Raw genomic sequence first — 22537 nt, 5'->3', positions numbered from 1 at the left:
CATCATGCTGAACCTCGCCGAGCAGTTCAACTCCTGGGACTACCGCCAGGGCGAGTACTACTGATCCGGTGAGGGATCGGATCGACGGCCGGGCCGGGGCGCGCCCCCGGCCCGGCCGTCGTCGTTGCACCGCCAGGACTCCAGCAGGCCGTGAGGGGTCGTCGACCCCTCGCTTCACCGGCGGCCGACGCTCGCCGGCCCCCTCGAGGACCTCGTGATCGACGTCTCCGATGGCGCGGAGCCACGCGCGCTGCGCGTTCTCGGGTGGGCCGCAGCCGTCTCCCTCCTCCCGGTCGGCGTGACGGCGGCGCTGGCGGGACTCGGAGCGCTCGTGGAACCCGGCTTCGCCTCCCTCCTCCTCTTCCTCGCGGCGGTCGGGCTCCTTCCTGGAGCGCTCGTCTTCGTCCTCCCGTGTGCGGCGCTGGCACTTCGGCGATCGACGTAGACACCGTCGCTCGCTCCGGCCCTCGTCCTGGTTCCAGCGTGGCTGGCAGCCCTAATCGTCGTGTCGCCGTCGATAGCGCTCGTGGTCGGCGTGGCCGACGGGCAGCCGAGCGCGAGCAGTGTCCTGCAGGCGGTCGCTCCGGGCCCGGCGCTCCTCGTCGCCGTCCCGCCGAGCATCCTCGCTCTGGGCCTCTCCCTGCTGCTTCTCGCGCTCGGGCGACGGCGGCTCCGCCGGTCCGGTGAGCCACGGCACGAGGAGCGGGCGCCCGGATGGTACGAGTGATCGCGGGCGAGTCCCGCCGTCAGAGCTCCAGCACGTCGCCCGGCTCGAGGGCGTGGTACTCGCCGCCGCCCTCGCGCACCGCCCAGCCGAGCCGGTCGTGGCCGAGCGAGCGCCCCGCCTCCGAGAGCACCTGCTCGTGGGTCGCGAAGGCGTGCCGCGGGGCGAGCTCGAGCACGTAGTCCATCGCCTCGGCGATCTTCATCCACGGTGCTCCCGAGGGAGCAGCGAGGATCTCGACATCGACGCCCTCCGGCACTGTGAACGAGTCGCCGGCGTAGTAGACCCGGCCGTTCACCAGGACGCCCACGTTGTCGATCACGGGGATGCTGCGGTGGATCACCGCGTGACGGGAGCCGAAGAAGCGCAGCTCGAACGGGCCCACCGTCACGACATCGCCGTCGGCGACCGTCTCGACGTCGAAGCCCTCGGCGGCGGCGGCGACCCCGGCCGGGCCGAGGATCCGCAGCGACGGGGCCGCGTCGCGCAGGCGCTGCAGCTGCTCCGGGGTCCAGTGGTCGGCGTGCTCGTGGGTGAGCACCACGGCGACGGTGTCGGTCGTCCCCTCGACGGGCCGGGTGAAGGACCCCGGATCGATCACCAGCCGGGCGCCGTCCTCCTCGATCAGGACGGCGGCGTGCTCGAGTTTCGTCAGTCTCATGCCCCGAGCCAACCGCCTCGGCGGGCGGCGGGCAAGGCCGGGGCCGAGCGGAGACCGGATGGGCCGGGCGCTCGATTTGCGTCGATGCGGATCCGTGTGCAACACTCTTCGAGTTGCAAAAACGCGGCCCCATCGTTTAGCGGCCTAGGACGTCGCCCTCTCACGGCGGTAACGCGGGTTCAAATCCCGCTGGGGTCACCACGGCAACACGAGAAGAACCCCCGGTCTGACCGGGGGTTCTTCTCGTTTAACACCCGGGTGCTCGCCACGCGGCACCCGCTCGACGCATCGCGCCGATCGCCTCGTTCCCGCTCCGCCTCCCCGGGGCCGCATCCCGCCGGATCGGCGCTAGGATCGCATCCGCGAAGGGGAGTATCCCGCCTTTCCGCTCCCGTCAGTACGCACCGCCCCTGCGCGGCGCCGGGGGCGGGACGGGTGACGCGGACCGGCACGGCCGTCCGCTCCCCGGGGAGAGACTTTCGGCCCCCACCCACTCGGAAGGCCCTCATGCTCGATCTGCCCGTCTGGTTCGTGATCGGCTCGTTCGTCGTCCTGAGCCTGATCCTCGCCGCCGACCTGCTGCTGGTCTACAAGCGCCCGCACGTGCCGAGCCTGAAGGAGTCGGGGCTGTGGGTCGGCTTCTACGTGTCGCTGGCGCTCGTGTTCGCGCTGCTGATGCTGATCCTCGGCGGCGGCGAGCTGGCCGGCCAGTTCGTCGCAGGCTGGCTGACCGAGTACAGCCTCTCGGTCGACAACCTGTTCGTCTTCGTCATCATCATGGGCCGCTTCGCGGTGCCGGCGAAGCTCCAGCAGGAGGTGCTGATGGTGGGCATCATCATCGCGCTGGTCTTCCGCGGCGTCTTCATCCTGCTCGGCGCGCAGCTCATCGAGAGCTTCAGCTGGATCTTCTACCTCTTCGGCGCGTTCCTGGTCTACACGGCCTGGAACCAGGCGTTCGGCGCGGAGGACGAGGACGAGGGCACCGACAACCTGCTCATCCGGCTCCTGCGCCGCCGCGTCAAGATCTCGGACTCGTTCGACGGCTCCAGGATCCGCACCACGATCGACGGCACGCGCCACTTCACGCCGATGCTGATCGTGTTCCTCGCGATCGGCTCGACCGACCTGCTCTTCGCGCTCGACTCGATCCCGGCGATCTTCGGCATCACCGAGAGCCCCTTCATCGTGTTCACCGCGAACGTCTTCGCGCTGATGGGGCTCCGCCAGCTCTACTTCCTGCTCGGCGGGCTGATCGACAAGCTCGAGTACCTCAAGTACGGGATCGCGTTCATCCTCGCCTTCATCGGCGTGAAGCTCGTCCTGCACGCCCTGCACGAGAACGACCTGCCCTTCCTCAACGGGGGCGAGCCGGTGCCGGTGTGGGACATCGACACGATCACCTCGCTCGTGGTCATCGTGCTGAGCATGACCGTGGCGACGCTGGCGAGCCTGGCGAAGATGCGCCGCGAGCACCGCCACATCCAGCTGCACGACGGGCACCCCGAGGTCGTCGCGGACGACGCCCGGTCCTCCGCCGAGGAGAAGTGATCCCGCGATGACGACGACCACGGTCGACCTGCCCCAGGGGGCGCTGCGGCTCGCCGTCAGCAGCAGCACCGACGTCGGCGCCGTCCGCCGCGTCAACGAGGACGCCCTCCTCGCCGACGAGCTGCTCCTGGCAGTCGCGGACGGGATGGGCGGGCACGCACGAGGGGACCTCGCGAGCGCAGCCGCCGTCGAGGCGCTGCGCGAGAACCGGCCGACGAGCCTGGGTCCGGTGGACGCGGTGTTCGACCTGGTGGAGGGCGCCAACACGGCCGTGCGCGCGCTCGACGTGGGCGGTGCGCTCTGCGGCACGACGCTGACCGGGCTGATGCTCGTGCTCCCCGAGCCCGCGGGCCCGGCCCGCTGGGCGCTGTTCAACGTCGGGGACTCCCGCGTCTACCGCTGGGACGGTGCCGAACTCCAGCAGCTGACGGTGGACCACTCCGCCGTGCAGGAGCTCGTCTCGGCCGGCCTGCTCACCCCCGAGTCGGCGGAGTCGCATCCCGACCGCAACATCGTCACCCGCGCCCTCGGCGCCGACGAAGAGGTCGAGACGGACGTCTGGACGCTGCCCGTCGTGCCGCGCGCCAGCTACCTGCTCTGCTCCGACGGGCTGACGAAGGAGCTCTCTGACCAGCGGATCGCCGCCCTGTTCGCCCGCCGCGACTCCGGCGACCCTGCCGACCTCGCTCAGGCGCTCGTGCGTGCGGCGGTCGAGGCCGGCGGACGGGACAACGTCACCGTCGTCGTCGTCGACGCCGTGCTCGACGCCCGCGCCTGAGCCGGGCGACTCCGTGCCGCGCCCGCCCGGGAGGCGGGGGAGCGCGGTGCTATTCTCGGTCCATGCTGAGTGGCCCGCACCTCCTTCCGTGCCGCGACGAGACCTCGAACTGACGGCCTCCCTCGTCGCGGTGCCTCGCCCGGCCGAGCAGCGACTCCAGGAGGAGAAGGAACCGTCATGATCGAGACCACACCCGGCACAGCCGCGCCCGCGTCGAGTGGAGCAGGGACCGGCAGGAGAGCCGAGAAGCCGCGCACCCTCGCCGAGAAGGTCTGGGACGACCACGTCGTCGTCGCGGGCGAGAACGGCGCTCCCGACCTGCTCTACATCGACCTGCACCTGCTGCACGAGGTGACCAGCCCGCAGCCGTTCGACGGCCTGCGTGCCGCGGGGCGCCCGCTGCGCCGGCCGGACCTCACCATCGCCACCGAGGACCACAACACGCCGACCCTCGAGATCGGACGCCCCATCGAGGATCCGATCAGCCGCACCCAGATCGACGCGCTGCGCCGCAACGCCGGCGAGTTCGGCGTCCGCCTGCACTCCCTGGGCGACGTCGAGCAGGGCATCGTGCATGTCGTCGGCCCCCAGTTGGGCCTGACGATGCCCGGCGTCACGGTGGTCTGCGGCGACTCGCACACCTCCACGCACGGCGCGTTCGGCGCGATCGCCTTCGGCATCGGCACGAGCGAGGTCGAGCACGTGATGGCGACGCAGACGCTGCCGCTGCAACCCTTCAAGACGATGGCGATCACGGTCGAGGGCACGCTGAAGGAGGGGGTGACGGCCAAGGACATCATCCTCGCGGTCATCGCCCGCATCGGCACCGGCGGCGGCCAGGGCTACATCCTCGAGTACCGCGGCTCCGCGATCCGCGCGCTCTCGATGGAGGGCCGGATGACGATCTGCAACATGTCGATCGAGGCGGGTGCGCGGGCCGGCATGGTCGCGCCGGACGAGACGACCTTCGCCTACCTGCACGGCCGCCCGCACGCTCCGGCGGGCGAGGACTGGGACGCCGCGGTCGCCTACTGGCGGACGCTGCCGAGCGACGAGGGCGCCGTGTTCGACGCCGAGGTCGTGATCGACGCCGACGCGCTCGAGCCGTTCGTCACCTGGGGCACGAACCCCGGCCAGGGCGTCTCGCTCTCGCAGGCGGTACCGGACCCTGACGTCCTCGACGATCCGAACGAGCGCGCCAGCGCTCTGCGAGCGCTGGAGTACATGGCGCTGGAGCCCGGCACGCCGATGAAGGAGATCCCGGTCGACGTGGTCTTCATGGGCTCCTGCACCAACTCGCGGATCGAGGACCTGCGGGCCTTCGCTGCCGTCGTCGAGGGGCGCACCAAGGCCCCCGGCGTCCGCGTGATGGTCGTCCCCGGCTCCGCCCGGGTGCGGCTCGAGGCCGAGGCCGAGGGGATCGACCGGATCGTCACCGCGTTCGGCGCGGAGTGGCGCTTCGCCGGCTGCTCGATGTGCCTCGGGATGAACACCGACCAGCTCGTCCTGGGGGAGCGCGTGGCCTCCACGTCCAACCGCAACTTCGAGGGTCGTCAGGGCAAGGGGGCGAAGACCCACCTCGTCTCGCCCCTCGTCGCCGCGGCCACGGCCGTGCGCGGCACCCTCTCCAGTCCCTCCGATCTGGAGCCGGTCCGCGAGAGAGCAGGAGTCTGACCGTGCAGAAGTTCGAGACCGTCACCGCGATCGCCGCGCCCCTGAAGCGCGCCAACGTCGACACCGACCAGATCCTCCCCGGCATCTACCTCCGCCGCATCACGAAGACCGGCTTCGAGGACGCGCTCTTCCACGGCTGGCGGCAGGACGCGGACTTCGTCCTCAACCAGGAGCGCTACCGCGGCGCCGGCATCCTCGTCGCCGGCCCCGACTTCGCCATCGGCTCCAGCCGCGAGCACGCCGTCTGGGCGCTGCGCGACTTCGGCTTCCGGGTCGTCATCTCCCCCCGCTTCGGCGACATCTTCCGGGGCAACGCCGGCAAGCAGGGACTGCTCGCGGCCGTCGTCTCGGAGCCCGACGTCGAGCGGCTGTGGGAGATCATCGAGGGCACCCCGGGAATAGAACCGACGGTGGATCTGGTTGCGCGTACGGTCACCGCCGGTGGCGAGACCTTCGACTTCGAGATCGACGACTACACTCGATGGCGCCTGATCGAGGGCCTGGACGACATCGGCCTGACCCTGCGCGACGAAGCGCTCATTTCCGAATTCGAAACCCGCCGCGAGAGCTGGCGGCCCAAGACATTGCCGGTGAAATAGCGTGAACACACTTCTTCAGGACGCCAAGGCCCTGCAGGACGCCAAGGCGTCGGGAGCACGGGTGGGAATGACGACCGAGCGGATCACCATCAACGGCGGGCGACCGCTGGTGGGCCGGATCGAGCTCAAGGGGGCCAAGAACCTGGTCACCAAGGCGATGGTCGCGGCGCTGCTCGGCGAGACCGCCTCCACCCTCCGCGACGTGCCCGACATCAGCGACGTCCGCGTCGTGAAGGGCCTGCTCGAAGTCCACGGCGTCAAGGTGAAGCAGGGCGCCGAGGTGGGCGAGCTGATCCTCGACCCCTCCAACGTCGAGTCCGCGCACTTCGCCGACATCGACGCGCACGCCGGCTCCAGCCGCATCCCGATCCTCTTCTGCGGCCCGCTGCTGCACCGCCTGGGCGAGGCGTTCATCCCCGACCTCGGCGGCTGCCGCATCGGCGACCGCCCGATCGACTACCACCTCGAGGTGCTGCGCAACTTCGGCGCCGTCGTCGAGAAGCTGCCCTCGGGCATCCGGATGTCGGCACCCGAGGGCCTGCACGGCGCCAAGGTGTCGCTGCCCTACCCGAGCGTCGGAGCGACCGAGCAGGTCCTCCTGACCGCGGTGCGCGCCTCCGGCATCACCGAGCTCTCGGGCGCGGCGATCGAGCCCGAGATCATGGACCTGATCAACATCCTGCAGAAGATGGGCGCCATCATCTCGGTCGACACCGACCGCGTGATCCGCATCGAGGGCGTGGACCGGCTCACCGGCTACTCCCACCGCGCGCTCTTCGACCGCAACGAGGCGGCCTCCTGGGCGGCCGCGGCCCTCGCGACCGACGGCGACATCTTCGTCGGCGGCGCCCGCCAGCAGGAGATGACCACCTTCCTCAACGTCTTCCGCAAGGTCGGCGGCGCGTTCGAGATCGCCGAGGACGGCATCCGCTTCTACCACCCGGGCGGCGAGCTCAAGCCGGTCATCATCGAGACCGACGTGCACCCCGGCTTCATGACCGACTGGCAGCAGCCGCTGGTCGTGGCGCTCACGAAGGCCAAGGGCGTCTCGATCGTGCACGAGACCGTCTACGAGCAGCGCTTCGGCTTCGTCGACGCGCTCGTCGAGATGGGCGCGACCATCCAGATCCACCGCGAGTGCCTCGGCGGGCAGGCCTGCCGCTTCGGGCAGCGCAACTTCATGCACTCGGCCGTGATCTCGGGACCCTCGAAGCTGCACGGCGCCGACATCGTCGTGCCGGATCTGCGCGGCGGCTTCTCGCACCTGATCGCGGCGCTCTCGGCCGAGGGCACCTCGACGGTCTCGAACGTCGGCATCATCAGCCGCGGCTACGAGAACTTCCTCACCAAGCTCGAGCTGCTGGGCGCCGACTTCTCGCTCGACGCGTAGCCGCCCACCGGGACCCCGGGCCGCTGAGGACGACCGTCCTCAGCGGCCCGGGGTCCTGTCGCGCCAGGGCGCGCCCCACGCGGGCGGTTCCGCGTCCTCCTCCAGGCGTCCCCGGATCCGCTTCTCGAGGAGCGCGAGCGTCGTCTCCGGCGCGGGCCGGAGGCTCAGCGGTCCGGGCGACTCGACCAGGACCAGCGTGAGGCGTCCGCGCCGCGTGCCGGCCAGGACGACCTCGAGGGCCTCGCGCGGACGCAGGCCCACCAGCACCCACCGCCGCTCCAGCCGCGCGATCCGCGCCCAGGGCACGACGACGCCCCAGTCGCCGAAGGAGACGGTCAGTCCCCGGCGGCGCGGCACGACCACCGCGTAGGGCCGCAGCGTCGGCAGCGGGAACCGCGGCTCGACACGACGGAGGCCCGCTCCGAGCCGGCCGCGTCCGAGGACCGCGACGCCGCCGGTCGCCTCCGCCTCGACGTGGGCGAGCGGTGCCACCGCCACGCGCCAGAGGGCGTCGACCCCGCCGATCACGAGGGCGACGGCCGCCGAGCCGCCGACGAGGACCGCGAGCGTCAGCAGGAGGCCGTCGCCGAGCGCGGCCGCGTCGCGTCCGGCCTGCGTGGCGAGCAGCACGACTCCCCACACGAGCAGGAGCACCAGGCCGGACTGCGCGATCGGCGAGTCGGCGAGGCGGCCGAGCGCTCGGCCGACGGCGTCCCACGGCGACGGGCGGCGACGCGGACGGGGCGTGCCGGTACCGTACCCGGCGGCCGGGCCGCTCCTCCCACCGCGGGGCCCCGCTGCTCCCGGGCGTGGGGACGCGGCCCCTCCGATGCGGGATGCGAGGATGGGCGGGTGTCTGAGCGAAGCCGTCCGTCCATCTTCTGGTTCCTCGCGGCGGCGGTGATCCCCGTGATGACCGCCTCGGTCGACCTGCGGATCCGGAACGGCGACAAGATCCCGAGCACCGGAGCCTTCGTGTTCGCGCCGAACCACTACAGCGAGATCGACCCGATCATCACGGGCTGGACCCTGTGGCGCGCCGGCCGCGCACCGCGCTTCCTCGCCAAGGCCTCGCTGTTCTCGGTGCCCGTGCTCGGCTCGATCCTGCGCGGCTCCGGGCAGATCCCCGTCGAGCGCTCGGGCTCGGTCCGCGGCAGCGAGCCGCTGAAGACCGCCAAGGCTCTCGTGGACGAGGGCCGCTCGGTCATCATCTACCCCGAGGGCACCCTCACCCGCGACCCCGAGCTCTGGCCGATGCGCGGCAAGACGGGAGCGGTGCGGATGGCGCTGCAGTACGGCCTGCCTGTCGTCCCGGTCGCGCACTGGGGCGCGCAGCAGCTGATGGGCCGCTACTCCAAGCGGATCACCCTCTTCCGCCGCAAGCGCGTCGACGTGATCGTCGGCGACCCCGTCGACCTGTCCGCCTTCCGCGGACGCAGCCTCGACTCCGCCACACTCAACGAGGCCTCCGCGGTCGTGATGGCGGCGATCACCGCCCTGCTCGAGGAGCTGCGCGGCGAGGCGGCGCCCGAGAAGCGCTGGAACCCCTCCGAGCACAACCAGAAGGGCACGGGTCGCTTTGAGTCCGAGCAGTAGGAAGGCGCCCATCCCCGTGCCCCGCCGCGTCGCCGTCCTCGGCGCCGGCAGCTGGGGCACCACGTTCGCGAAGATCCTCGCCGACGGCGGCTCCGACGTCGTGATGTGGGCGCGCCGCGCCGAGCTGGCCCGCGAGATCACCGAGGCCAAGCGCAACAGCGACTACCTCCCCGGCATCAACCTCCCGCGCAACATCCGGGCCACGCCGCGCATCGAGGAGGCGCTGGAGGGCGCGGACCACGTCTACCTCTCCATCCCGTCGCAGTCGCTGCGGAGCAACCTCGAGGCGATCACGCCGTTTCTCACCGAGCGCACGGTGCTGGTGAGCCTGATGAAGGGCGTCGAGAAGGGCACCGGCCAGCGGATGAGCGAGGTGATCGCGCAGATGCTGCCGGTCTCCCTCGACCGGATCGCCGTCGCCTCCGGGCCCAACCTCGCCCTCGAGATCGCCAAGGAGCAGCCGACCGCGGCGGTCATCGCCTCCGAGAGCCTCGTCACCGCGCAGGAGGTGGCTCTCGCGGCGACCAACCGCTACTTCCGCTCCTACGTCAACACCGACGTGATCGGCACCGAGTTCGGCGGCGTGCTGAAGAACCTCATCGCCGTGGCGATCGGCATCGTCGACGGCGTCGGCTACGGCGAGAACACGAAGGCGTCGATCATCACGCGCGGTCTCGCCGAGATGACGGACTTCGCGGTCGCGTACGGCGGACGGGCCGAGACGATGGCCGGACTCGCGGGGCTCGGCGACCTCATCGCGACGTCGAGCTCGTCCCTCTCGCGCAACAACACGGCCGGGCGCCTGCTCGGCCAGGGCTACAGCTTCACCGACGTGGTGAAGTCGATGCAGCAGACGGCGGAGGGGCTCGCCTCCGTCGCGCCGGTCCTCGAGCTGGCGCGCGCCAGGGGAGTCGACATGCCCATCGTCGAGCAGGTGTCGCAGGTGCTCGCCGGTACGCTCGATCCGAAGGACATCGCGCCGCACCTGACCACGGATTCGGACGAGCCACAGGGTGAGAGGAACCTCGATGACCAGCAAGCTCCGCGTGGCCGTTCTGTTCGGGGGGCGCTCCAGCGAGCACTCGATCAGCTGCGCAACGGCGGCCGGGGTGCTGCGGGCGATCGACCGTGACCGCTTCGAGGTGATCCCCGTCGGGATCACCTCCGACGGCGCCTTCGTGCTCGAGGAGGACCGTCCCGAGAAGTTCGCTCTCGACGCCGCGTCGCTGCCCCGGGTCGAGGACGACGGCTCCCGTGTGCGCTGGCCGGAGTCCGCCCTCTCGCGAGAGCTCACCGTGACGACCGAGGACGGCGCGACGTGCTCGCTCGGCGAGGTCGACGTGGTGCTGCCGATCCTGCACGGCCCGTGGGGCGAGGACGGCACCGTCCAGGGGATGCTCGAGCTCGTCGGGCTGCCCTACGTCGGCTCGGGCGTGCTCGCGTCGGCTCTCGGCATGGACAAGCACTTCACCAAGACGGTGCTGCGGGCCGCGGGCCTCGCGGTGGCGCCCTGGTACCTCGTGACCGAGGCGGAGTGGCGCGCCGACCCGGGCGACGCCTCCTCGGCCCTCGACGAGCTGGGCCTGCCCGCGTTCGTGAAGCCGGCGCGGGCCGGCTCGAGCGTGGGCGTCAGCCGGATCGACGAGCGCGAGCAGCTCGAGGCCGCGCTGGAGGAGGCGTTCGCGCACGACTCGCGGGTACTGATCGAGTCGGGCATCGTCGGCCGCGAGGTAGAGATCGGCGTGCTCGGCGGCCGCCGCGGTGCTCCGGCCCGCGCCTCCGTCGCCGGCGAGGTGGTCGTCACCGGCCGCGGCTTCTACGACTTCGAGGCGAAGTACCTCGGGGCGTCCGGCATCGAGCTGGTCTGCCCGGCCGATCTCACCGACGGCGAGCTCTCCGAGATGCGGTCACTCGCGATCCGCGCCTTCGACGCGATCGGAGCCGAGGGCCTCGCCCGGGTCGACTTCTTCCTCACCGCCGACGGCTTCGTCGTCAACGAGATCAACACCATGCCCGGCTTCACGCCGGTCTCGATGTTCCCGCGCATGTGGGGCGCGAGCGGCGTGGACTACCCGGACCTGATCAGCGAGCTGCTCGACTCGGCGCTCGACCGCGTCCCGGTCGCCGCCCGATGACGCCGGCGCTCGCGCTCCGCGTCGAGGCGGGCGCGGCCGCGGCGCCCTTCGAGCAGATCCGCGAGCAGATCACCGCTCTGATCGCCGCGGGCGAGCTGCCGGTCGGGATGCGGCTGCCGCCGGTGCGCGCGCTGGCCGAGACGCTGGGCGTCGCCGCGGGGACGGTCGCCCGCTCCTACCGGGAGCTGGAGTCGGCGGGCCTGGTCGAGACGCGCGGCCGGGCGGGCACGGTCGTCGCGGGAGGCGTGGATGCGCTGGAGCGTGAGCTGCAGGCTGCGGCCGCCGTGTTCGCGTCGCGCGCGCGTGAGCTGGGGGCGACCGCCGATGGTGCGCTCACCGCAGCGAGTCGAGCCCTCGGCGTCTGACCGCTGAGACTCAGCCGGTGGGCGTGTCCGTCGGATCGAGGGTGTCGGCGTCCGAGACGTCGGTGCACTCGCGCGTCTGCGGGACGTAGGAGACGGCGTTCGCCAGGTCGAGCGCCGCGGAGGATCCGGACGCGCGGCTCTGGTCGACGGTGATCTCCACCGCGGGATCGCGCCCGTAGGTGGTCAGCGTGTAGATGTCCTCGTCCTTCTGCGTCTCGTCGATGATCCAGTCGACTCCGCTGACGTTCACGCAGAGGTCCGTCGTCGGGCCGGGCACCTCGACTCCGCAGTGGAGGATGACGGCGGCCGGGGTGCCCCAGGCGGCGGTGCCCTGAGCGTTCGTCTCGCGCTCGGGCTGCTCCGCGACCACGTCGGGCAGGCGCACCGAGACCTCGGCGCAGCCGGTGCTCGTCGCATCGGCGGCGGGCTCGAGTGCGACGCTGGCCGAGCAGCCCGAGAGCAGCAGGACGGCGGCGGCGGCGAGGAGGGGGGAGCGGAGTCGGCGGGGGGACATCGCCGTCAACGCTAGCGTGTGAACCATGGCAGAGGATCGGAGTCCCACCCTGGCCGAGCTCAGCGAGGGCGAGGTGCTCGCGAGGGTGCTGGCCCGGCTCGGCGGCCCGGGCGCGGAGACCCTGGTCGGGCCCGGCGACGACTGCGCGGTGCTGCGGGCTCCCGACGGCCGCTTCGTGGTGACCACGGACATGATGGTGCACGGCCCCGACTTCCGGCTGGCCTGGTCGAGCCCGGCGGACCTGGGCTGGAAGGCGGCGGCCTCGAACCTCGCCGACGTCGCGGCGATGGGGGCCCGTCCCACCGGGCTCGTCGTCGCGCTCGCGGCGCCCCAGTCGCTGGGCGTCGACGTGCTGGAGGGGATCGCGGGCGGACTCGCCGCCGGCTGCGCCGCGATGGCGCCGGGATGCGGAGTCGTCGGGGGAGACCTGTCCGCCTCCGCGACACTGACGCTCTCGATCACGGCGTTCGGCTCGCTCGACGGACGACCGCCGGTGCTCCGCAGCGGTGCGAGGCCGGGGGACGTGCTCGCCGTGGCCGGCCCGCTGGGACGAGCGGGGCTCGGGCTGCGCCTGCTGTTCGAGCAGGCGCGGCGGGACGGGGAGCCGTCGGCCGACCTCGCCGACCGGCTCCGCGAGCGGCATCCGTCCCTCCTCGAGGCGCAGCTGCGCCCGACCGCGCCGATCTCCGCGGGCGAGGCCGCGGGCGGGACCGCCACCGCGATGATGGACGTCTCGGACGGCGTGGTGCTCGACGCCCGTCGGATGGCGCGTGCGAGCGGAGTGGCGATCGACCTCGATGCCGCGGCGGTCGACGTGCACGCGCGCGGGCTCACGGGGGTGGAGGGCGTGGACCTCGACCTGGCGAGGGCGCTGGTGCTGGGAGGTGGCGAGGACCACGCGATGCTCGCGTGCTTCCCGCCCGCCGCGGCGCTGCCGGAGGGCTTCGTCCCGCTCGGGGTCGTCCGCGAGGGGGGCCCGGAGGTGCGCCTGGGCGGGGTCGCGCTCGAGGGGCGCGGGGGCTGGGACCCGTACCTCGGCTGGGACGGCGCGGCGGGCTGAGGCCGGTCAGCCGGCCGGGGAGGAAGCGGGCGAGGCGGCCGGCGCGGGCGACGCAGGCGAAGCCCACCAGATCGTGGTCTCGCCGTAGTCCTTCCTCCGCTCCCGCTCCAGACCCGCGGGCCAGCGCGGCTCCGGGCTGCGGGAGCTCCGCTCCACGACGACCACCGCGTCCTCGCGCAGCAGCGGCAGGACGCCGGCGAGGTCGGCGGCGAGGTCGTCCTCGCCGAGGTCGTAGGGCGGGTCGAGGAACACCGTGTCCGTGTTGAGGGCCGGGGAGCCGTCGAGGAAGGAGCGGACCGAGCCGGTCACCACCTCGATCCGCGGGGCGGGCCGCTTGTTCTTGGCAGCCGCGGTCGCGATCGCCCGTGCGTTCTCGCCCGCGGTCCGGGCGGCCTTCGGGTCGCGCTCGACCAGGACGACCGCGCTCGCTCCGCGGCTGGCCGACTCGAGCCCGAGGGCGCCGGAGCCCGCGTAGAGGTCGACCACCGTCGCGCCGTCGAGGGCGTCCCGGGCCTCGAGGGCCGAGAAGACGGCCTCGCGCACGCGGTCGCTGGTGGGGCGGGTGCCCGCGCGCGGGACCCGGAGGGTGAGCGAGCCGGCGAATCCGGCGATGATCCTGGTCACCGGACCGAGCATAGGGCGGCACCCCTGCCTGCGGCGTCCGGTGGCCGCCGCGCGGCTCCTGCCTGGCGGCACACTGCGAACTCGCGGAACCTGGACCCTTTTCCCGTCAGGACTGCGAGAATCCGTAGCTATGACGTCGCTCGAAGACACCCGCTCCGCTGTCGGCCGCCGAGCGGCACCCGAGACGCCCCTGACCCGCGAGGAGTTCACGGCGCACTGCGGCGCCGTCCTCGGGAACCTCACCCGCGTGATCGACGGCAAGTCGGCCGAGGTCTCGATGGCGCTGACGGTGTTCCTCGCCGGTGGGCACCTCCTGATGGAGGACGTCCCCGGCACCGGCAAGACGGTCCTGGCGAAGTCGCTGGCGGCCTCGGTCGGCGGCAGCGTCGCGCGCATCCAGTTCACGCCCGACCTGCTCCCCTCCGACGTCACGGGGGTCTCGGTCTACAACCAGGCGACCCGCGACTTCGAGTTCAAGCCGGGCCCGGTCTTCGCGAACATCCTGATCGGCGACGAGATCAACCGGGCCTCGCCCAAGACGCAGTCGGCGCTGCTGGAGTGCATGGAGGAGCGCCAGGTCTCGGTCGACGGCACCACCCACCTCCTCCCGCGCCCCTTCGCCGTGATCGCGACGCAGAACCCGGTCGAGATGGAGGGCACCTACTCACTGCCCGAGGCCCAGCGCGACCGCTTCATGGCCCGCCTCTCGCTCGGCTACCCCGATGAGCGCGCCGAGCTCGAGATGATCCGCACCCGCGACTCGGCCAGCCCGCTCGAGGAGCTGCGGCCCGTCGTGGGCCTCGCCGAGCTCGAGCGGATGATGGCCTACGTGCGCTCCGTGTACGTCGCACCGCCTGTGCAGGAGTACGTGGTGGCGATCATGCAGGCCACGCGGGTGGACCCCGAGCTGCGGCTCGGGGGGAGCCCGCGCGCCACGCTCCAGCTGATCGCCGCCGCGAAGGCGCTTGCCGCCCTCAGCGACCGCGACTTCGTGGTGCCGGACGACGTGGACGCGCTCGCCGTCCCCGTGCTCGGCCACCGCCTCCTGCCCGCCACCCGCCTCCCCGGCCGCTCCGGCGCCGGATCCTCGCACTCGGTCACCGAGATCGTGCAGCGCATCGTCGCGGCCACCCCCGTCCCCTTCGGCAACCGTGGCGACTGAGGCCCGCCCCGCCGAGACGCCGTCGTCCCGTCTCGGCGGTCTGCCCGCGCTCCGCGGGGTCGCGCTGACGCTGCGCGGCTGGGCGCTCGTTCTGCTGGGCGTCGCGGGAGTGGTGATAGCGCCGCTGACAGAGTTCCGCGAGCTGCTGTTCGTCGGCCTGGTGCTGCTGGGCCTGCCCCTGGGCGCGCTCGTCTCCCTGCTCCTGGCGCCGGCGTCGTTCCGGGTGCAGCGCCGCTTCGCTCCCCAGACCGTCGCGGCCGGCGACGTGGTGGAGGTCGACGTGCTGCTCGAGAACCGCGGCCGCGCCGTCCGCAGCGGGGCGCGCGCCCACGACCGGCTCGAGCGCGTGGAGCGCGGGGTCGTCGTCGGCCGGCCGGTCGCCGAGGGCGTCTTCGGGCTGCCGGGCGTCCCGTCGGGCGGCCGCGTGCGCGCCCGCTACCGTCTGCCCGCCGAGCGGCGCGGGATCCACCGCATCGGCCCGCTGCGCCTGGTGCGCGGCGACGGCCTCGGGCTCGCGCTCCGCGAGAGCGTCGTGGGGGCTGCGCAGCCGTTCGTCGTGACTCCGCGGGTCGTGCCGCTCCAGAGCGACGTCCTGGACGCGCACGGAGCAGGCGGATCGAGCCCGGTCGCGCACGCGACGGCCGGCGCCGGCACGGACGACGTGATCCCGCGCGACTACCGCCCGGGGGACGCCATGCGCCGGGTGCACTGGCGGGCGAGCGCCCGCTCCGGTGAGCTCATGGTCCGCCAGGACGAGCAGAACACCGATCCGCACGCGTGGATCCTCCTCGAGACCCGGGCCGAGCGCGTGCTCGAGCGGCGCGGCGACGACCGGCTCGAGTGGGCGGTGTCGATGACGGCCTCCCTCGCCGTGCACCTGCTCGACCGCGGCTTCGAGACCCACCTCGTCGAGACGGGTGCGGACGGCGAGCCGGAGCACTCGGAGGACGAGCGCGAGGTGGCGCACGCCGTGCTGCTGCGCCTGGCCGAGCTGGCGCCCTCGCGCGAGTCGGTCGACGCGGTGACCCGGATCTCGGCCGACATGCGCGACACGGGGGGAGTACGCCCGGTCTTCGCCGTGCTCACCCGACTCCTCGAGTCGGACCTCGACGCCCTCGGCTCCCTGGCCGCGCAGTCGCGCCCCGCGATCGCCTTCGTCGTCGCCGGCACCGCTGAGGAGGAGGCGGCTCTCGCCTCGCTCGGCTGGTACGCCGTGTCCGTAGACCAGAGCGCCTCCGTCGAGGAGGCGTGGGCGCAGGCCCTCGCTCTGCGGGTGGTGGCGTGAGCCGCCGCGCCGAGAGCGATCCGCGCGCCGGGTCGGCTCCTCTGAGCGGTCTGCTCTTCCTCGCGATCACGGCCGCCGCCGCCGGGATCGGCCGGCTCCTCGTCGGCGTCGACTGGCTGGTGCTCCTCGCGAGCGCGGTCGCCGTGGTGCTCGGCGTCCCGGCCGCCGCCCGGGCTCTGCGCGTGCACCCCGTCGTCCCGCCGATCCTCGGCACGCTGACGATGGTCGGCGTGCTGACCGCGATGTTCGTGCCCGGTCGGGCCCTGCTGTTCGTGATCCCCACGCCCGGCGCCGTCGCGCAGGCGGAGGCGCTCGCGCAGGGCGGCTTCCAGTCCATCGCGCAGCAGGGGCTCCCGGCGGTCGCCGACGACGGCATCTCGTTCCTCCTGATCGGCGGGGTGGTCGTGCTCGCCTGGGCGGCCGACCTGTTCGCCTTCTCCGTCCGCCTCCCCGCCCTGGCCGGTCTGTTCCCCGCGGCGCTGCTCGCGGTGCCGGCGATCGTGGACCCCTCCGAGGTGTCCTGGGCGAGCCTCGTCGTCACCGCGCTCGCCTACGCGGGCGTGCTCGCCGCCACGGCCGCCCCCCGCCGCCCGAGCGGCCCGAGCGCGGCCTCGGCCGTGCTGCCCGCCTTCGCGGCCGTGACCGTCGTCGTCCTGGGCGCGGGAGTCGTCGCCGGCTCGGCGGCCGGCTACGCGCGCACCACCGCCCCCTCGGGCGTCTCCGGGAGCCTCTTCAACGGCGCGATCGACCCGGTGGTCGCCCTCGGCGCGGACCTGCGCCGCCCGAACCCCGTGACCGTGCTGCGCTACGCCACCGACTCCGACCTGCCCGTCTACCTCCGCGTGCTGACCGTCTCGGACTTCGACGGCGACGACTGGGCGCCGAGCGAGACGGAGCAGACCGCTCCGATCGACGCGCCGATCACGCCCGAGGGGCTCTCCGAGAGCGTGCCGCGCGAGGCGGAGGAGGTCGACGTCTCGGTGGAGACGCTGCGGAGCCAGTGGCTCCCCGTGCCGTATCCGGTCTCGTCGCTGACGGGCGTCGGCGACGGCTGGCTCCAGGACGTGCAGGACGGCTCGATCCGCGGCGACGCGACGACCCGCTCCGGAGACGACTACCAGGTGCAGGCGCTGCGGCTCGAGCCCGACCCGCAGCAGCTGCTCGCCGCGCCCGTGCCGTCCGGCGTCGACCGGTACCTCTCGCTCCCCGACGACGTGCCCGAGATCGTCCGCACCACCGCCGAGGAGGTCACGGCGGAGGCTCCGACCGCCTACGACCGGGCGCGCGCGCTGCAGACGTACTTCCGCTCGTCCGAGTTCCGCTACTCCGAGGACACCCCCGCGGAGGAGGGCTACGACGGCGACGGAGTCGGCGTGCTCTCGGCGTTCCTGACGACGAAGGAGGGCTACTGCGTCCACTTCGCCTCGGCGATGGCGGTGATGGCGCGCGAGCTCGGGATCCCGTCGCGGCTCGCCATCGGCTACCAGCCCGGCTCCGTCGTGCCCTCCGGCGGCAGCGACCTGACCACCTACCGCGTCCTCTCCTCCGACCTGCACGCCTGGCCGGAGCTGTACTTCGAGGGGGTCGGCTGGCTGCCCTTCGAGCCGACGCCCAGCCGCGGCGCTCCGGCCTCGTACACCCTGCCGAGCGCGACGGCGTCCTCGGGCCCCACCGCCCCGGGCTCGACCGCGACCACCGCGCCCGGTGCGACCAGCGCTCCCGCCGCGACACCCACTCCGACGGCCGCGTCGGCGACGCCGACCCCCGGCGCCGTCGGCGCCTCGAGCACCACGGCGGCTCCCGCGGCGACGCTCTGGGTGCTGCTCCTGCTGCTCGTGCTCGTCCCCTGGCTGATGCGCGCCGTCCAGCGCGCGCTGCGGCGCCGGTCCGCGCGCTCCGGCTCCGTCGAGGCCGCGTGGGCCGAGCTGCTGGCGACCGCCCGCGACCTGGGCGTCCCCGTGGAGGACACGGAGTCGCCGCGCGCGCAGGAGGCCCGCATTGCTCCCGCCCTCGACCCCGGAGCGGCGGCACGTCTGCAGGGGCTCCGGGAGCGCGTCGAGCGCCGGCGCTACTCGCCGTCCGCGAGCGAGTCGGAGGCGTGGGACGACGCGACCGCCGTGGCCGCCGCGCTCCGCGGCTCCGCGGGTGCCGGTCGTCGGGTGCTCGCGTCGGTCGTGCCCCGCTCGGCGCTGGACCCGGTCGCCCGGCTCGCGCGTCCGAGGTCCGACCTATGATCGCTAGGTGATCCCGGACCCCCTCGACGCCTCGCTCGCGCCGCTGATCGGGCCGCGCACGGCGAGTGCGGTCGAGAAGGCCTTCGGGTACCGCACGGTCGGCGAGCTCCTGGGCCACTACCCGCGCCGCTACGCGAAGCGGGGCGAGCTGACGGCGCTCTCGCGTCTCCCCGTGGGAGAGAGCGTGACGATCGTGGCGGAGGTGCGCGAGGTGCGCGAGCGGCCGATGCGCAACCGGCGCGGCACCCTGCTCGAGGTCGTCATCTCGGACGGCTCGGGCACGCTCTCGCTGACGTTCTTCGGACAGCCCTGGCGCGCGGCGAAGCTCCACCGCGGCGTGCGCGGGATCTTCGCGGGCACGGTCTCGATGTTCCGCGACACCCCGCAGCTCACGCATCCCGACTACCGCCTGTTCGACGACGAGGAGGCCGCCGCGACGGAGACGGGAGGCGGTGAGCTCGCGAAGGACTGGGCCGAGCGGCCGATCCCGATCTACCCGGCGACCAGCGCGATCTCGAGCTGGCAGCTCCAGGCCGCGATCGGCGTGCTGCTGGACGGCTTGCGCGACGTGCCCGACCCGATGCCCGAGCAGGTGCGCGCCGGCCGCTCGCTGCTGGGCCTCGGCGAGGCGCTGGAGCTGATCCACCGCCCGCAGCGGGAGGGCGAGGAGGCGCAGGCGCGCGAGACGCTGCGCTTCCACGAGGCGTTCCTCCTGCAGCTCGCCCTGCTCGAGCGCCGGGCCTCGGCGCTCAGCAGCCCCGCGACCGCCCGCGTGCCCGGCCCCGGCGGGCTGCTCGAGCGCTTCGACGCCGCGCTGCCCTTCGCCCTCACCGGCGACCAGACCGCGGTGGGGCACGAGATCGCCGCCGATCTGGCGGCCGAGAGCCCGATGACCCGGCTGGTGCAGGGCGAGGTCGGCTCCGGCAAGACCCTCGTCGCGCTCCGGGCGATGCTCGCCACGGCCGAGAGCGGCGGGCAGGCGGCGCTGCTCGCTCCCACCGAGGTGCTCGCGGGGCAGCACCTCCGCTCGATCGCGAGGACCCTCGGCCCGGAGCTCGCGGCCGAGCTGGTGCCGACCCTCCTCACCGGCGGGCTGGGGGCGGCGCAGCGCCGCGCGGCCCTCCTCCGGATCGTCTCGGGCACGGCGAAGATCGTCGTCGGCACGCACGCCCTCCTCGGCGACGCGGTCTCCTTCTACGACCTGGGCCTCGTCGTGATCGACGAGCAGCACCGCTTCGGCGTGGACCAGCGGGACGCCCTGCGCCGGAAGGGCGCCACCCCGCCGCACGTGCTGGTGCTGACGGCCACGCCCATCCCGCGGACCGTCGCCATGACGGTCTTCGGCGATCTCGACACCTCGACCATCCGCGAGCTGCCCGCCGGGCGCCCCGGCATCACGAGCCACGTGGTCCCGCTCGCCGACCATCCCGCGTGGATCGCGCGGGCGTGGGAGCGCGCCGAGGAGGAGATCCGCTCGGGCCACCAGGTCTACCTCGTCTGCCCGGCGATCGAGCCGGGGGAGCCCGCCGAGGGCGCGCAGCCGCCCGAGGAGGACGCCGCCGCGCCGCTCACGACCGTCGCGGCCACGCTGGAGGGCGTGCGCGCGCATCCGCTGCTCGGGAAGCGGCGGTCGGCCGCGCTGCACGGGCGGATGACGACGGAGGAGAAGGACGCCGTGATGCGCTCCTTCGCCGCGGGGGAGATCGACGTCCTGGTGTCGACGACGGTCATCGAGGTCGGCGTGGACGTGCCGAACGCCTCGATGATGGTCGTGCTCGACGCGGAGCGGTTCGGGGTCTCGCAGCTGCACCAGCTCCGCGGGCGCATCGGGCGCGGCGGCGTCGCGGGGGTGTGCCTGTTCGTGACGGCGGCGGAGGCGGGGACGGTCGCGCGCGAGCGGGTGGAGGCGGTCGCCGCGACGCTCGACGGCTTCGCGCTCGCCGAGGTCGACCTGGAGCTGCGCCGCGAGGGCGACGTGCTGGGCGACTCGCAGTCCGGCGGGCGCTCGTCGCTCCGCCTGCTGCGGGTGGTGCAGGACGCCGACGTGATCGTGGAGGCGCGGGCGCTGGCCGAGCGGCTCCTCGCGGAGGACCCGTCGCTCGCCGCGCACGACCGGCTCCGTGCCGCGCTCGAGCGCCGCGTGCAGGACCGCGACCGGGAGTTCCTCGCCAAGAGCTAGGCGGTGCCCGCCCGCTACTCTGTCGGCATGGCCCGCATCGCCGTCGTCCCCGGCTCCTTCGACCCCGTGACCCTCGGTCATCTCGACGTGATCGAGCGGGCCGCGCGCCTGGTCGACGAGCTGCACGTCGTGGTGGTGCACAACCCCGCCAAGACGGCGCTGCTGCCGATCGCCCAGCGCGTCTCGCTCATCGAGCAGTCGATCGCGGAGGCGGGGGTCGAGGGGCGGATCGTCGTCGCCTCGTGGAGCATGGGCCTGCTCGTCGACTACTGCACCGACGTCGGGGCGAGCATCCTGGTGAAGGGCATCCGCTCGCAGGTCGACGTGGCGTACGAGACCCCCATGGCGATCGTGAACCGCAACCTCGCGCACGTCGAGACGGTGTTCCTCCTGCCCGACCCCGCGCACGCCCACGTGTCGAGCTCGCTGGTGCGGCAGGTCTCCTCCCTCGGCGGCGACGTCGCCCCCTACGTGCCGCCCGCGGTCGCCGCGTACCTCGCCGCCGGCTGAGGCGCCGCCGATCGCCTGCCCGGGCGATCTCGGGCCGTGGACCCGTGCGCCCGCGGCAGCCGGGAGAATGGACCGGTGAGCGAGACGCGCGTGCAGGCCTGGGCCCTCGACGGCATCCCGGAGGTGACTCCCGGTGACGACCTGCTCGAGCTGATCCTCGCGGCCGTCGCCGCCGCCCTCGAGGAGGACCGGCCCGCGGACGGCGACATCCTCGTGGTCACGAGCAAGATCGTCTCGAAGGCGGAGGGGCGCGTCGTCGCCGCGACCGACCGCGAGGACGCGATCACGGCCGAGACCGTCCGCGTCGTCGCCACCCGGGCGCACGGGTCCGGCGTCACCCGCATCGTGGAGAACCGCCTCGGGATCGTGCAGGCGGCGGCCGGAGTCGACGCCAGCAACGTCGCGGAGGGGACGGTCCTCCTCCTCCCCGTCGACCCGGACGCCTCGGCACGGGCCCTCTGCGCGGGCCTCCGGGAGCGGCTCGGCGTGGAGGTGGGCGTGCTCGTCAGCGACACCCTGGGCCGCGCGTGGCGGGTCGGGCAGACCGACGCGGCCATCGGAGCCGCGGGCGTCCTCGTGATCGACGACCTCCGCGGCGGGGTCGACGCCCTGGGGCGCACGCTGGGAGTGACCATGCCGGCCGTGGCGGACGAGATCGCCGCGCTCGGCGACCTGGTGAAGGGCAAGGCGAGCGGTCGCCCCGTCGCCGTCGTCCGCGGGCTCGCCCGCCTGGTGACGGGAGTCGAGAGCCCGGGCGCCCGCACGCTGACCCGCACGGGCCCCGACGACATGTTCCGCCTCGGCGCCGACGAGGCCTTCGCTGAGGGCTTCGCGGCCGGAGCCGCCTCGCGCGAGGAGCGCGCGTGACCGGCTGGAGCGCGGTCGTCGTGTTCAAGGGCCGCGGCGGCTCGAAGACGCGCCTCGACGTGCCGGGCCGCGCGGCGCTGGCCGAGGCGTTCCTCCTGGACACGCTCGCCGCGGTGGCCGCCGCGGAGGCGGTGACGAGCCTTCTCCTGGTCACCTCCGACGCCGGTGCGGCCGACCGCGCACGGGCGGAGCACCCGCAGCTGGTGGTGGTGCCCGACCCGGGGACCCTCGACACCGCCGTGTCGGGGGGAGCCGAGGCCGCCCTGCACCGCCGGCCGGGCGCCCCGGTGATCGTGCTGACCGGGGACCTGCCCGCCCTGCTGCCGTCGGACCTCTCCGAGGCGCTCGCGACGCGGTCGCTCCCGGCCGTCGTCCCGGACCGCGAGGGGAGCGGCACCACGGCGCTCCTGCTGGCGGCCGGAGCCCTCGTCGCTCCGGCGTTCGGCCCGGGCTCGCTGGCCCGGCACCGCGACGCGGGCTGCGCCGTCGTCGTGCTGCCCGGCTCGTCGACGCTGAGGCTGGACGTCGACACGCTCGCCGATCTCGGAGACGCGGAGGAGGCCGGCGTCGGCCCGCACACCTCCCGCGCGCTGGCCGCAGCGGCCTGACGCGCAGGGAGTCCGAGCCGCGGA

22 protein-coding genes and 1 tRNA gene are annotated in these 22537 nt (G+C 73.5%); 19 read left to right on the top strand and 4 right to left on the bottom strand.

Annotated elements, in window-relative coordinates; genetic code table 11:
* The first annotated feature begins 505 nt into the window (after positions 1–505).
* Complete coding sequence (locus C5D04_RS08825) at positions 506–727, top strand: hypothetical protein (RefSeq protein WP_146087850.1); 222 nt, start codon at positions 506–508, stop codon at positions 725–727.
* Between the two features lie 19 nt (positions 728–746).
* Here C5D04_RS08825 and C5D04_RS08820 read toward each other — a convergent pair whose 3' ends face one another.
* Positions 747–1385 (bottom strand): MBL fold metallo-hydrolase, encoded by a 639-nt coding sequence (locus C5D04_RS08820; protein WP_104225619.1) that lies wholly within the window; start codon positions 1383–1385, stop codon positions 747–749.
* Positions 1386–1510: 125 nt separating this feature from the next.
* Between C5D04_RS08820 and C5D04_RS08815 the strand changes: the two genes are divergently transcribed.
* The 6 genes from C5D04_RS08815 to murA all read left to right on the top strand — a co-directional run bounded on the left by C5D04_RS08815 (position 1511) and on the right by murA (position 7374).
* Positions 1511–1586 (top strand) — tRNA-Glu (locus C5D04_RS08815).
* A gap of 306 nt (positions 1587–1892) precedes the next feature.
* Entirely contained in the window at positions 1893–2933 is a 1041-nt protein-coding gene (locus tag C5D04_RS08810; RefSeq protein ID WP_104223086.1) for a TerC family protein, read from the top strand.
* Between the two features lie 7 nt (positions 2934–2940).
* A complete protein-coding gene (locus C5D04_RS08805) occupies positions 2941–3711 on the top strand; it encodes a PP2C family serine/threonine-protein phosphatase (protein WP_104223087.1) in 771 nt (256 codons plus the stop codon).
* Between the two features lie 177 nt (positions 3712–3888).
* The gene (gene leuC, locus C5D04_RS08800; protein WP_104223088.1) at positions 3889–5385 is read left to right on the top strand and encodes a 3-isopropylmalate dehydratase large subunit; all 1497 of its coding nucleotides are present in this window, start codon (positions 3889–3891) and stop codon (positions 5383–5385) included.
* Between the two features lie 2 nt (positions 5386–5387).
* Positions 5388–5984 (top strand): 3-isopropylmalate dehydratase small subunit, encoded by a 597-nt coding sequence (gene leuD / locus C5D04_RS08795; protein ID WP_104223089.1) that lies wholly within the window; start codon positions 5388–5390, stop codon positions 5982–5984.
* A gap of 67 nt (positions 5985–6051) precedes the next feature.
* Entirely contained in the window at positions 6052–7374 is a 1323-nt protein-coding gene (murA, locus tag C5D04_RS08790; protein WP_181067970.1) for a UDP-N-acetylglucosamine 1-carboxyvinyltransferase, read from the top strand.
* Between the two features lie 39 nt (positions 7375–7413).
* Here murA and C5D04_RS08785 read toward each other — a convergent pair whose 3' ends face one another.
* Positions 7414–8028, bottom strand: coding sequence for a hypothetical protein (locus C5D04_RS08785; protein ID WP_104347590.1), 615 nt, complete (start codon positions 8026–8028; stop codon positions 7414–7416).
* 198 nt (positions 8029–8226) lie between these two features.
* On the opposite strand from C5D04_RS08785, the gene C5D04_RS08780 reads away from it, so the two are divergent.
* The 4 genes from C5D04_RS08780 to C5D04_RS08765 are packed head-to-tail and all read left to right on the top strand — an operon-like array spanning position 8227 to position 11470.
* Positions 8227–8970, top strand: a complete 744-nt coding sequence (locus tag C5D04_RS08780; RefSeq protein WP_244229445.1) for a 1-acyl-sn-glycerol-3-phosphate acyltransferase — start codon at positions 8227–8229, stop codon at positions 8968–8970.
* A 16-nt stretch (positions 8971–8986) separates the two neighbouring features.
* Positions 8987–10102, top strand: coding sequence for an NAD(P)H-dependent glycerol-3-phosphate dehydrogenase (locus C5D04_RS08775; protein WP_181027083.1), 1116 nt, complete (start codon positions 8987–8989; stop codon positions 10100–10102).
* Positions 9999–11105 carry a D-alanine--D-alanine ligase family protein gene (locus C5D04_RS08770; RefSeq protein ID WP_104295026.1) on the top strand — a complete coding sequence of 369 codons (1107 nt, stop codon included), beginning with the start codon at positions 9999–10001 and terminating at the stop codon, positions 11103–11105. Before C5D04_RS08775 ends, C5D04_RS08770 begins: the two co-directional genes overlap by 104 nt.
* Complete coding sequence (locus C5D04_RS08765) at positions 11102–11470, top strand: GntR family transcriptional regulator (RefSeq protein ID WP_104249623.1); 369 nt, start codon at positions 11102–11104, stop codon at positions 11468–11470. The genes C5D04_RS08770 and C5D04_RS08765 overlap by 4 nt, the downstream gene beginning before the upstream one ends.
* A gap of 10 nt (positions 11471–11480) precedes the next feature.
* Here C5D04_RS08765 and C5D04_RS08760 read toward each other — a convergent pair whose 3' ends face one another.
* On the bottom strand, positions 11481–11984 hold the full coding sequence (locus C5D04_RS08760) for a DUF3515 family protein (RefSeq protein WP_104223096.1): 504 nt from the start codon (positions 11982–11984) through the stop codon (positions 11481–11483).
* Between the two features lie 25 nt (positions 11985–12009).
* Here C5D04_RS08760 and thiL point away from each other — a divergent pair, with 25 nt between their 5' ends.
* A complete protein-coding gene (gene thiL, locus C5D04_RS08755) occupies positions 12010–13044 on the top strand; it encodes a thiamine-phosphate kinase (protein ID WP_104295027.1) in 1035 nt (344 codons plus the stop codon).
* Between the two features lie 6 nt (positions 13045–13050).
* On the opposite strand, the gene C5D04_RS08750 is transcribed toward thiL, so the two are convergent.
* Entirely contained in the window at positions 13051–13668 is a 618-nt protein-coding gene (locus tag C5D04_RS08750) for an RsmD family RNA methyltransferase (protein WP_104325389.1), read from the bottom strand.
* A 130-nt stretch (positions 13669–13798) separates the two neighbouring features.
* On the opposite strand from C5D04_RS08750, the gene C5D04_RS08745 reads away from it, so the two are divergent.
* From C5D04_RS08745 to cofC, 7 genes are all read left to right on the top strand, one after another.
* Positions 13799–14830: a MoxR family ATPase gene (locus C5D04_RS08745; protein WP_104225624.1), complete on the top strand. Its 1032-nt coding sequence runs from the start codon at positions 13799–13801 to the stop codon at positions 14828–14830.
* The gene (locus C5D04_RS08740) at positions 14820–16115 is read left to right on the top strand and encodes a DUF58 domain-containing protein (RefSeq protein WP_104347589.1); all 1296 of its coding nucleotides are present in this window, start codon (positions 14820–14822) and stop codon (positions 16113–16115) included. Before C5D04_RS08745 ends, C5D04_RS08740 begins: the two co-directional genes overlap by 11 nt.
* Entirely contained in the window at positions 16112–18349 is a 2238-nt protein-coding gene (locus tag C5D04_RS08735; protein WP_104347588.1) for a DUF3488 and transglutaminase-like domain-containing protein, read from the top strand. Before C5D04_RS08740 ends, C5D04_RS08735 begins: the two co-directional genes overlap by 4 nt.
* Positions 18350–18356: 7 nt before the next feature.
* Positions 18357–20528, top strand: a complete 2172-nt coding sequence (locus tag C5D04_RS08730; RefSeq protein WP_374953764.1) for an ATP-dependent DNA helicase RecG — start codon at positions 18357–18359, stop codon at positions 20526–20528.
* A 27-nt stretch (positions 20529–20555) separates the two neighbouring features.
* Positions 20556–21038 (top strand): pantetheine-phosphate adenylyltransferase, encoded by a 483-nt coding sequence (coaD, locus tag C5D04_RS08725; RefSeq protein ID WP_104223138.1) that lies wholly within the window; start codon positions 20556–20558, stop codon positions 21036–21038.
* 75 nt (positions 21039–21113) lie between these two features.
* The gene (locus C5D04_RS08720) at positions 21114–21905 is read left to right on the top strand and encodes a coenzyme F420-0:L-glutamate ligase (RefSeq protein ID WP_258062832.1); all 792 of its coding nucleotides are present in this window, start codon (positions 21114–21116) and stop codon (positions 21903–21905) included.
* Positions 21902–22513 carry a 2-phospho-L-lactate guanylyltransferase gene (cofC, locus tag C5D04_RS08715; RefSeq protein WP_104291481.1) on the top strand — a complete coding sequence of 204 codons (612 nt, stop codon included), beginning with the start codon at positions 21902–21904 and terminating at the stop codon, positions 22511–22513. Before C5D04_RS08720 ends, cofC begins: the two co-directional genes overlap by 4 nt.
* Positions 22514–22537: the final 24 nt, after the last annotated feature.

This window comes from Rathayibacter sp. AY1D2 (genome assembly GCF_002932695.1).
GTDB lineage: Bacteria > Actinomycetota > Actinomycetes > Actinomycetales > Microbacteriaceae > Rathayibacter.
The sequence above is the reverse complement of the archived record's forward strand: the minus strand, read 5'-3'. Positions and strand labels throughout refer to the sequence as shown.

Bases quoted from the DNA above. Each gene is read 5' to 3' on its own strand.
- C5D04_RS08805 (WP_104223087.1), top strand. From the start codon at position 2,941: ATGACGACGACCACGGTCGACCTGCCCCAGGGGGCGCTGCGGCTCGCC.
- C5D04_RS08745 (WP_104225624.1), top strand. From the start codon at position 13,799: ATGACGTCGCTCGAAGACACCCGCTCCGCTGTCGGCCGCCGAGCGGCA.
- C5D04_RS08770 (WP_104295026.1), top strand. From the start codon at position 9,999: ATGACCAGCAAGCTCCGCGTGGCCGTTCTGTTCGGGGGGCGCTCCAGC.
- coaD (WP_104223138.1), top strand. From the start codon at position 20,556: ATGGCCCGCATCGCCGTCGTCCCCGGCTCCTTCGACCCCGTGACCCTC.
- C5D04_RS08820 (WP_104225619.1), bottom strand. From the start codon at position 1,385: ATGAGACTGACGAAACTCGAGCACGCCGCCGTCCTGATCGAGGAGGAC.
- murA (WP_181067970.1), top strand. From the start codon at position 6,052: ATGACGACCGAGCGGATCACCATCAACGGCGGGCGACCGCTGGTGGGC.
- C5D04_RS08760 (WP_104223096.1), bottom strand. From the start codon at position 11,984: ATGTCCCCCCGCCGACTCCGCTCCCCCCTCCTCGCCGCCGCCGCCGTC.
- C5D04_RS08765 (WP_104249623.1), top strand. From the start codon at position 11,102: ATGACGCCGGCGCTCGCGCTCCGCGTCGAGGCGGGCGCGGCCGCGGCG.
- C5D04_RS08810 (WP_104223086.1), top strand. From the start codon at position 1,893: ATGCTCGATCTGCCCGTCTGGTTCGTGATCGGCTCGTTCGTCGTCCTG.
- leuC (WP_104223088.1), top strand. From the start codon at position 3,889: ATGATCGAGACCACACCCGGCACAGCCGCGCCCGCGTCGAGTGGAGCA.
- thiL (WP_104295027.1), top strand. From the start codon at position 12,010: ATGGCAGAGGATCGGAGTCCCACCCTGGCCGAGCTCAGCGAGGGCGAG.